This window comes from Clostridium cuniculi (assembly GCF_004353185.1).
Taxonomy (GTDB): Bacteria; Bacillota; Clostridia; order Clostridiales; family Clostridiaceae; genus Clostridium; species Clostridium cuniculi.
Genome location: NZ_SMUS01000013.1, coordinates 88,499 through 98,344, shown reverse-complemented (window position 1 = coordinate 98,344; position 9,846 = coordinate 88,499). Strand labels below are relative to the sequence as shown.

General features: G+C 29.9%; 11 protein-coding genes and 1 tRNA gene. 6 read left to right on the top strand and 6 right to left on the bottom strand.

Annotation, left to right across the window (positions count from 1 at the left end; translation table 11 throughout):
* Nucleotides 1-167: 167 nt before the first annotated feature.
* The 4 genes from EJJ37_RS08835 to EJJ37_RS08805 all read left to right on the top strand — a co-directional run bounded on the left by EJJ37_RS08835 (nt 168) and on the right by EJJ37_RS08805 (nt 2,955).
* Nucleotides 168-584 carry an RNA polymerase sigma factor gene (locus EJJ37_RS08835; RefSeq protein ID WP_003423075.1) on the top strand — a complete coding sequence of 139 codons (417 nt, stop codon included), beginning with the start codon at nt 168-170 and terminating at the stop codon, nt 582-584.
* 6 nt (nt 585-590) lie between these two features.
* Nucleotides 591-839, top strand: a complete 249-nt coding sequence (locus tag EJJ37_RS08830; RefSeq protein WP_002323370.1) for a helix-turn-helix domain-containing protein — start codon at nt 591-593, stop codon at nt 837-839.
* 433 nt (nt 840-1,272) lie between these two features.
* Nucleotides 1,273-1,491, top strand: coding sequence for a helix-turn-helix domain-containing protein (locus EJJ37_RS20855; protein WP_065365649.1), 219 nt, complete (start codon nt 1,273-1,275; stop codon nt 1,489-1,491).
* 18 nt (nt 1,492-1,509) lie between these two features.
* On the top strand, nt 1,510-2,955 hold the full coding sequence (locus EJJ37_RS08805) for a site-specific integrase (RefSeq protein ID WP_003423078.1): 1,446 nt from the start codon (nt 1,510-1,512) through the stop codon (nt 2,953-2,955).
* A 208-nt stretch (nt 2,956-3,163) separates the two neighbouring features.
* Here EJJ37_RS08805 and EJJ37_RS08800 read toward each other — a convergent pair.
* A tRNA-Arg gene (locus EJJ37_RS08800) sits at nt 3,164-3,240 on the bottom strand.
* A gap of 199 nt (nt 3,241-3,439) precedes the next feature.
* Entirely contained in the window at nt 3,440-4,294 is an 855-nt protein-coding gene (locus EJJ37_RS08795) for a staygreen family protein (protein ID WP_166484715.1), read from the bottom strand.
* A gap of 157 nt (nt 4,295-4,451) precedes the next feature.
* Between EJJ37_RS08795 and EJJ37_RS08790 the strand changes: the two genes are divergently transcribed.
* Both EJJ37_RS08790 and EJJ37_RS08785 read left to right on the top strand, forming a co-directional pair.
* The gene (locus EJJ37_RS08790) at nt 4,452-5,171 is read left to right on the top strand and encodes a lysophospholipid acyltransferase family protein (RefSeq protein WP_133015214.1); all 720 of its coding nucleotides are present in this window, start codon (nt 4,452-4,454) and stop codon (nt 5,169-5,171) included.
* Between the two features lie 439 nt (nt 5,172-5,610).
* Nucleotides 5,611-7,221 carry a DEAD/DEAH box helicase gene (locus tag EJJ37_RS08785; RefSeq protein WP_133015213.1) on the top strand — a complete coding sequence of 537 codons (1,611 nt, stop codon included), beginning with the start codon at nt 5,611-5,613 and terminating at the stop codon, nt 7,219-7,221.
* A 22-nt stretch (nt 7,222-7,243) separates the two neighbouring features.
* Here the strand turns inward: EJJ37_RS08785 and EJJ37_RS08780 are convergent, their stop codons facing one another.
* The 4 genes from EJJ37_RS08780 to EJJ37_RS08765 all read right to left on the bottom strand — a co-directional run bounded on the left by EJJ37_RS08780 (nt 7,244) and on the right by EJJ37_RS08765 (nt 9,840).
* Nucleotides 7,244-7,549, bottom strand: coding sequence for a hypothetical protein (locus tag EJJ37_RS08780; protein ID WP_133015212.1), 306 nt, complete (start codon nt 7,547-7,549; stop codon nt 7,244-7,246).
* 59 nt (nt 7,550-7,608) lie between these two features.
* Nucleotides 7,609-8,499 (bottom strand): polysaccharide deacetylase family protein, encoded by an 891-nt coding sequence (locus EJJ37_RS08775; RefSeq protein ID WP_133015211.1) that lies wholly within the window; start codon nt 8,497-8,499, stop codon nt 7,609-7,611.
* A 651-nt stretch (nt 8,500-9,150) separates the two neighbouring features.
* The gene (locus tag EJJ37_RS08770; RefSeq protein WP_133015210.1) at nt 9,151-9,333 is read right to left on the bottom strand and encodes a hypothetical protein; all 183 of its coding nucleotides are present in this window, start codon (nt 9,331-9,333) and stop codon (nt 9,151-9,153) included.
* Nucleotides 9,334-9,498: 165 nt separating this feature from the next.
* Entirely contained in the window at nt 9,499-9,840 is a 342-nt protein-coding gene (locus EJJ37_RS08765; RefSeq protein ID WP_133015209.1) for a zinc ribbon domain-containing protein YjdM, read from the bottom strand.
* Nucleotides 9,841-9,846 lie beyond the last annotated feature (6 nt).

Genomic DNA, 9,846 nt, shown 5'->3' with positions numbered 1-9,846 from the left:
ATATCATTTCTTTATAATCTTCTGTATATTTTTTACCTCTACCCATAGTAGAAACACTTCCTTTCTCTAACTAAATATTATTTTATCTAGTTCGATAAAATGTGTCCACTATTTTATACTAACACCATAACCACTTTTCATATCGTAACGGAAAGGGGGTGAGATTGATGAAACCATCTGACTTCCAGAAAACAGTTCAATGCCGTTTTGAAAGTTGTTTGAAGAAAGTTGTCCGACATGTTGTTAAGGACTATCAGAAGAAATTAAAGCGACGACAAAAGGGAGAAACGCTTTTTTGTGAACTTCCAGAAATCGTTGTAGAAAATCTGGCTGTCTGGGACGACTATGATACGGACTATACGATTTTCAATGTATGTGGTAGTGATATTCGTATTTGTGATGATGAACTGGCAGAAGCCTTGAAACATTTGTCTGAGCGTAATCGAGAAAATTTGTTGATGTATTATTTCTTGGAAATGAGCGATACCGAGATTGCAAAAAGACAAAATATTTCAAGAAGTGGTGTTTTTCAAAACCGACACAATTCACTAGAGCTTATGAAAAAAATACTAAAGGAGAAATGATAGCAAATGAAACACACAATGAAGAAGCCGTCCTACTACTTGCTTTCGCAGGCAATGGACGGGGACGAAAAAGCGATTGAAAAGATACTGGCATTTTATGACCCTTACATATCAAAGTGCTGTCTACGACCACTCTATGATGAATACGGCAATGTCTATATTGTTGTAGATATGGAATTAAAGGGACTTATCAGAGAAGCACTTATTAAAATGATTTTAGGGTTTGATATTGCCTTAGAAATCGAAGAAGAATAACAAGCAGTAACCGCAGAGCATGATTTGTTCAATCCCCTCTTTCCTGCTCTGCCCCTGCTTTTATATGAAAGCAACACGCTTTCGCCACAGCTCTTTGACAACTGAATAAAGCAGACAGATACGTTTGTGAGATAGCGAGCCACGGGAACTGTACGCCACGACCTTTTCAAAAGAAAGCGAGCGACCCACGCAGTGATCCGAGAGCGACTGTTGGAAAAGTCGTTTTGCCATGACCTATCCTCACAGAATAATGATACGTCCGCATGGTGCGGTTCTGCCCACAAGAATGGGAATAGTTGAGATACTAACGGAGCTTTCCAAAGCCGTCTGCCTGCTTATAATTGATAGTTTCAGCAACAAAATCTATCTACTCTTTTTATTTAGGTGTGTTATAATGACCTTATTAGACGAGTGTATTTTGTTGCTGTCACAAATGAAAGGGGTCTTAATAGTGATAAGTGATACACAAAATGCACAATCTCCTACAAAGGAAAAAAAGACTTATACAGTAGAGGAAATTGCTGAACAACTGGACATTAGCAAAAAGGTAGCTTATTCATTAGTAAAAAGCGGTCAATTCAGTTATGTTCGTGCTGGTAAAGCCATACGGGTATCAAAGGTTTCTTTCGATAAATGGTTAAATGAAATTTAACTATAAGGAGAGAAAATTATGGCTTCAATCAAACAAAGAAAATCAAGTTTTTCAGTTATTTATTGGTACTTAGATAGTGCAGGAGAAAGAAAACAAAAATGGGACACGCTGGAAACAAGAAAAGAAGCAAAACAGCGAAAAGCCTTTATAGAATACTATCAAGAGAAATTTGGATATGTGATAGTTCCATTAGAGGAACAATTTGCACATCAGATTGAAAATTCTAAAAAGGAGTTAGATGTTGTAGACAAAGATATTACATTGCGTGATTTCCTAGAAATTTTTGTTAATTTATATGGCACATCTAAATGGTCGCCGAGTACATTTAGTAGTAAGGTAGGCAGTATTGAAAATTATATCAATCCGATTATTGGAGATTGGAAACTGAATGAAATAACTACAAAAAGTCTATCAAAATACTACAATGATTTATTGAGCGTTCCAGAAGTACCACGGGCAAACAGAAAAGCAACTGGTCGTTGTGTTCAACCAGCGAACATCAAAAAAATACATGATATTATCCGCTGTGCCTTAAATCAAGCTATCCGCTGGGAGTATATTGATACAAACAAAAGAAACCCTGCGTCTTTGGCTACGTTACCAAAAATTCCAAAGACTAGGCGAAAAGTGTGGAGTGTTCAAACATTTCGAGAAGCGGTAAAAGCCACGGAAGATGATTTGCTTTCAATTTGTATGCACTTAGCTTTTTCCTGCTCTATGCGAATTGGAGAAATTACAGGACTTACATGGGAAGATGTTATTATTGATGAAGAGTCCATTGCTACAAATAATGCAAAGGTAATCATCAATAAAGAACTTTCAAGAGTAAATGCAGAAGCTATGCAGAAATTAAAGGAAAAGGATATTTTAAAGATTTTCCCAACGCAAAAACCGCATTGTACCACAAGGCTTGTCTTGAAAACGCCAAAAACAGAAACAAGTAATCGTGTTGTCTGGTTACCTAAAACAGTTGCGGAACTATTGGTGCAATATAAAAAAGACCAGCAGGAATTAAAGGAATTTTTAGGAAGTGCCTACAATGATTACAACCTTGTTATTGCGTTGGATAATGGCAATCCCGTGGAAAGCCGTATTGTTAGAGATAGGTTTCAAAAGCTCTGTGAAGAAAACGATTATGAAGTTGTGGTATTTCACAGCCTACGCCATTTAAGTACGGGTTATAAACTCAAAATGACAAACGGAGATGTTAAGTCCGTACAAGGCGATACTGGTCACGCAGAAGCAGAAATGGTTACAGATGTATATTCAGAAATCATTGACGAGGACAGACGTTTCAATGCACAAAAAATGGATAAAGAATTTTATTCTACGCTTAATGATGATACAGACAATCCAAAGCAAGATACCGACTTAACCGATAGTGATATGGCGTTATTGGAACTGATTAAATCTTTATCGCCAGAAATGAAAGAGCAATTTTTAAAGCAGGCACTTCAAAGATAGAATTTCAAAAGTGTTAGCAAATTCCAAAAAAACCAGCGATTTTTCTTCAAAAATAAAAAAGTGTTAGCAAGCCTATTTCCTTAAAAGTCTTAAAAAAATATCGAATAAAAAATGACAGATTGAAAACAATTCGTATTCAGCGTAAATAGAAAGCCATAAATAAAGAAACGCTGAAAACCTTGTAAAATAAGGCTTTCAGCGGAGTTTGTGGCGTCCCAGACAGGAGTCGAACCTGCGACGTTTCGCTTAGGAGGCGAACCCTCTATCCTGCTGAGGTACTGGGACATTCTTAAAAATCTATTCAATTTTATCTAGTTATCATATCAAAAGGCGTTTGTTCCACCTAGCCCTTAGGAGGGGACTATTCTATCCATTAAACTATGAGAGCACGCATATTAAGTTAGATTATAAAATAACTTATCTTTATTAAAATAAGTTATTTTATATATATTTTATTACAACATTTAGTATATGTCAATTTTTTCTACTTATCCCTGGGATTTTTAACGTTCTTTACTTTTGCTCCATTTTCATCAATTAAGAATGTTATTATCATATTATTATAAAAAGGTGGCCTCTTCCCAACTTTAAGTCCAATTACTATTTCATATTCTTCACTACAAGGTCCATAAGTATTTACAGCCTTTGCATCCATTACTTCCGCCTGCTTTATGCAATAAGGAGTATCCTTTCCAAACAAAGTATATACCTCACTACTTATATATGGTTCTAATATAGCTATTAATGCCCTTTCTATAGCACTATCTCTTTGCTTTTTTTTCTCTTTAACAGCTTTCATATATCCCGGAGACTGTACTGGTGGTAATGTTGGAAATGGATTAAACTTATAATTAGGAAATTCATTTTTGCATCTTTCAAAATTATATTTATAATCCTTTACCTTCCCCCATTCTTCTAATGTATCATACTCACTAAATTTTGAGTTAAATTTTACTCTAATAGGTGATTCATATAATTCTTTATTATTTTCAAGGAATAAATTATCTCCATATATTATCGCTACTAGCGCTAAGGTGAGCTCTTGCCTAAATATCTTATCTCTATTAATTGTATTACCAATATCATCACCATTATCAATCTCTAATGTAATAAGCAAATACACTTTATCATTCTCATCGTTCTTTTCCCAACTTCCTAAAACTTCATCTCTAACATTATAATTAATCTGATCTAAATCATATCTCTTCCCTATTGATAAAAATAACTTACCATCTTCATCAGAATGTGTTAATGTATATTTTCTTGGAAAGAAAAAGTCCTTTGTTCCTATTTCATCTTTATAACTTACATTTAATTTATTTGGTTGAAATTTAGTCACTATATATACCTCATAAAAAAATTCTCTCATCTTTAATTAATATATGACTTTGAACATATTTAGTTTATTAATATTTTCTACTTCAAATATCTTACTTTCAACGTATATTTTATAGTATACTTTATTTATATTTAAAATTTTGAGGAGTGACAAAATAATGATAAGAACTATAATTTGGTTTATATGGTTTGTATTAAGCTTGATAATTAGCACACCATTCATATTTAGAGTGAAATACTTAATTAAGAAAAATAGAATTGAGGAAAGTGAAGCTTTAATATATAAGTGTACTAATATATGGGCAAATTCACTACTAAAATTAGCTGGAGTCAAAGTTAATGTTCACGGAATAGAAAACATTCCCAAAGATAAAACAGTATTATTTGTAGGTAATCATCAAGGTAACTTTGATATCCCAATATATATTACTCAAGTTCCAAAGGTAATAGGATTTATTTCAAAAATAGAAGTTGAAAAAATACCACTAGTAAGAACTTGGATGAATTTTTTACACTGTGTTTTTATGGACAGAAGTAATCTTAGAAAATCAGGTGAAGCAATAATAAAAGGTGTTAAAAATCTAAAAAATGGACATTCAATTGTAATATTTCCTGAAGGAACTAGAAGTAAGGGTGGCCCAATAAAAGAATTTAAAGCTGGTAGTTTTAAGCTAGCTACTAAGTCAAAATGTCCTATAGTACCAGTAACTATGGATGGATCTTTTAAAATAATGGAACATGGTAATGGACCTTGGATTAAACCAGCTACTGTTAATCTTTATTTCCATCCAGCAATTGAAACTTCAAATTTAACTAAAGAGGAACAAGATATTTTACCTAAAACTGTTCAAAATATAATTGCTTCAAAAATTTCTTAGTATATTTTAAAAGGTGAGTTAAAAACTAACTCACCTTTTTTATCTTATAATCATATAGACATATATATTCCTTTGAAGGAGTCCTTTCATTACAAAAAAATAGAGTACATAGGTAGACCTAACTTCCCACATACTCCATGACACAATAACACAATATTTAAAATTTAAGTAATGACTATTTCCATTGCATATTTTGAACTATTTTTCGCTAATTGTCAATTATATTTTTCTGGTATTTTTAATTTTTTTTTAAAATCATCTCATGAAAACATTTCCATTTTGTCTTATTTTGAAAATAAACAAGTATTTCATATTTTACAATAAATACTTAGTGCATTAATTATATTTTTGCTATATACTTAATAAAGTCGATTAATTAGAATAATTATTTAAATAATTTGAAATAAATAAAAAATATATGAAAAAAAGAGGATACTATATGACGAAATTAACATTTAATGATTTAGGCTTAAAGGAGAGTTTAGTAAAAGCTATAGATGATTTAGGCTTTACTACTCCATCTCCAATTCAAGCTGAAGCAATTCCAGTTGCCCTTTCAGGTAACGATATTATAGGTCAAGCTCAAACTGGTACAGGAAAAACAGCAGCATTTGGTCTACCTATGATAAACAATTTAAAAATAAAAAATGCCATAGGCTCAATAATCTTAGCTCCAACAAGAGAATTAGCAATACAGGTTCACGATGAATTAGTAAAATTAACTAAGTACGAAAAATTAAACATCGTTGCTGTATATGGTGGAGCACCTATTCATCTTCAAGCTAGAGATTTAAAAAGAGCTAATATAGTAGTTGGTACTCCAGGTAGAGTTTTAGACCACATAAGAAGAGGAAATTTACCTTTATCATCAGTAGAATTCTTAGTGTTAGACGAAGCTGATGAAATGCTAAACATGGGGTTCATTGATGATATGGAAGAAATAATGAAGAGTATTCCTGATGAAAGACAAACTTTATTATTCTCTGCAACAATGCCACCTCAAATCAAGAAATTATCAAAAAAATATTTAAAAGAAGATGCACAACATATAGTTATTGCTAGAAAAGAAATGACTGGCTCTACAATAAAGCAAAACTTCTTTGAAGTTAATGGTACTCAAAGATTAGAAGCTCTTTGTAGATTAATAGATTTTGATAATCCATCAGCAGGTATTATCTTCTGCAGAACTAAAAAAGGCGTTGATGATTTAGTTGCTGCAATGCAAGCTAGAGGATACATGGTTGAAGGTATGCATGGAGATATGTCTCAAATTCAAAGAATGAAAACTCTTGCTAAGTTCAAGAACGGTTCATTAAAATTTTTAGTTGCTACAGATGTTGCTGCTAGAGGAATTGATGTTGATGGTGTAACTCACGTATTTAACTATGAGTTACCTCAAGATATTGAATCTTATGTTCACAGAATCGGTAGAACTGGTAGAGCAGGTAGAGAAGGTACTGCTTACAGTATAATTACTCCGAAAGAATTCGGATTCCTTAAACAAATAAAAAATGTAACTAAAGGTAATATTGAAAAAGGAAATGTACCTACAGTTCAAGAAATATATAACGCTAAATTTAAATTAATGGCTAATGAAGTTGCATCAATAATAGAAGCTGAAGATTATTCAAAATTTGTAGATGTTGCTACTCAATTAACTGAAAATCATGATTCTGTTAAAGTAATTGCTTCATTACTTCAAAGCCAATTTAAAAATCAATTATCTTTTGATTATTCAAGTGATAAACTTGAAGCTCCTAAATCAAGCAAAGAAAATGATGTTAGATTATTCTTCTCTGCAGGTAGAAGAGATGGCTTAACTATTAAGACATTAATAAACTATATAAAGAATAATGCTAAGGTTGGAGCATCTCAAATAAGAGATATTGATATAATGGAAAACTTCGCATTTGTTAATGTAGATAATGCAATTCACAAACAAGTTCTTGAAAAATGTACTGGTGGAAAGATTAACAAGAGAAGAGTTAACGTTGAAGTTTCAACTAACAACAAAAAAAGAAGAAGTAATAGCAGAAAAAAAGCTCAATAATAAAAAAAAGATAAGGAAGTAATTACTTCCTTATCTTTTTTTTAACACCTTCAATTAAATATTCTAAATGACTTACATCAAAATTTGCTCTCTTTATCATTTTTAATCGTTCTTCTGCTCTTTGTATAGTTTCTAAAGCCTCTGAAAAATCTTTTCCCTTAATAGCACTATTTGCATATTCTATTAAATAGTCTATCTTTAATGCCATTTCTGCTAAATCTTCTCTATCTTCATTAACTAAATCAATTAAAATATCATAAACCTTTGGTGATACCTTATTTCTAGAATCTCTTAATAAATTATTATTTTTACTTGTTATTTTAGCCATTACTTTACCTCCGAAAGTATCCTATTTATTAGTTCATTTTATTATATTATAACTTATATCTAATAAATATACTCAGAAAATATTGAAGAAAAGCTTTCTATACTCATTGGATATATTCTAACTCTTTTTAATTGATATAAACCATCACCTATGGAACTTATTCCGCCTTGAGTAGTAGTTGCAGCTTTAATACCTAATTCTTTTTGGATCTCAATAGTTTCATCATTATATTTTCCAACAGGATAACATAAATAATTTCCATCTGATCCTATATTATTTCTTAAGAAATCCTGCCCTCTCTTAATTGCATCATAAGCATCTTCTCTAGATAACTTATCTAACTCTAAATGATTAGCTGTATGATTTTCTATTGACATTCCAGCCGCCTGCATCTCTTTTAACATGTCTGAAGACATATAATATCCATTATCTACTCCATCAGTTATAACAAAAAACGTGGCCTTTAACCCATGGTTTTTTAATGATGGAAAAGCACTAGTATAGTTATCAGAATAACCATCATCAAAGGTTATTACTACAGGTCTTTTAGGTACTTTTCCTGTTTCCATAGCCTCTAATGCTTCATCTAAGCTCATTGCAGTAAATTCATTTGCTTCTAACCATGCCATTTGCTCTTCAAACATATTTGGAGGTACCAATAAATTATTATTAGGATCATCATCACTTATAGAATGATACATAAGGATGGGAATTCTAACTTCTTCTGGTGAAATATTTATGTATTCAACTTCTTTTTCTTCTACTTTACTTTCTTCTTCCTCATTTTCTTCTTGATTATCTTGCTCCACATTTTCATTATTATCATCAATTTGTTGTTCTTCATTTTTAGTTGCATCTATTGGCTTATTATTTTCTTCATTTTTTCCACAAGAAACTATTCCAAAAACCATTAGCAACATAAATGATATTATCAGTAAAAATTTTTTCATAATTCTCCTCCCTATAATTTTTATTTGCTGAAATAATTTTAACTTAAATGATTAATTTTGTAAATTAATTACTTTTACCTTATTTGAAATATCTATTTTTAAAACTTTCATAAAATATTTCTTTTTATAAATTTATAAACTACTTCTTAAAGTCTCTATTTTTATTTGTAATTCTTTTAATTTTTCTAAAAATAATAGTACAATATATAATCACTTATTTTTTTATTGTTTTTAAAATTAATCATTATTATAATTATTATTTTATTAAAATTTATTCTTTGATTTATTTTTTCTATTTCCCTAAAAATCTTTTTTTGAATTTTTTAAATATTTTTAATTTTAAAACAAAAGAATTATTTATTTAAAAATATTTCTTTTTACTTTTTATGGATTTTATTTTTATAAATATTTTATTTAAAACAGATGGAGCAAATATTTTTACAATTACTTACATGTATAAATTATACTTTTATTCCAATAAAAAGATTTAGTATTTTTTTGTAATTTAATCTGTTTTTCTTATATATTTTGTATATTTTTTTCATTTATTAATACTTTTTTATACCCTCCAAATTTTATTAGATATATAATTTAAAGGTAATAAAAAAAATATCTAGTTTTTATACTAGATATTTTTTAAGTATTTATATTTTATTTATTTTCTTGTAGCAATTTATTTAATTTATTTTGAACTAACCATAATTTTTTTTGTTTTCTATTAAATGCAACCATTTTATTTTTATTATTTTTGCTTTCATCAAGAAGTTTAATATATTTTTCATCTGCTATTTTTAATGCATCTTCAATTACTAAAAGTTCCTCTTTAGTAAACATAAATTATCGCCTCCAACTAATTAATTTTCACTAACTTATTATATCATAGATTACATTCAACTAATTTAAAAGTATTTCAAAGGTAGCAATAGTTAATAAAAATATTTTTATCTTCAAATAAAAGGAGCTATTAATCCCTACTAATAGCTCCTTTGTATTGAATTATTATATCTTCTTTACTACTGATGATTTTAACTTCATAGCTCCGAATCCATCAATTTTACAGTCTATATCATGACCATCTGTAACATCATATAATAAACGTATATTTTTAACTTTTGTTCCTTGTTTTAATGCTGATGAAGCACCTTTTACTTTAAGATCCTTAATTATTGTAACTGTATCTCCATCATTTAAAACATTTCCATTTGCATCTTTTATAATATTTGCTTCTTCTTCTGCTGCTTGGCTTGCTGCAGTCCATTCATGACCACATTCTGGGCATATTAAAAGGCTTCCATCTTCATAAGTATATTCTGAATTACATTTTGGACAATTTGGTAACATAAATTC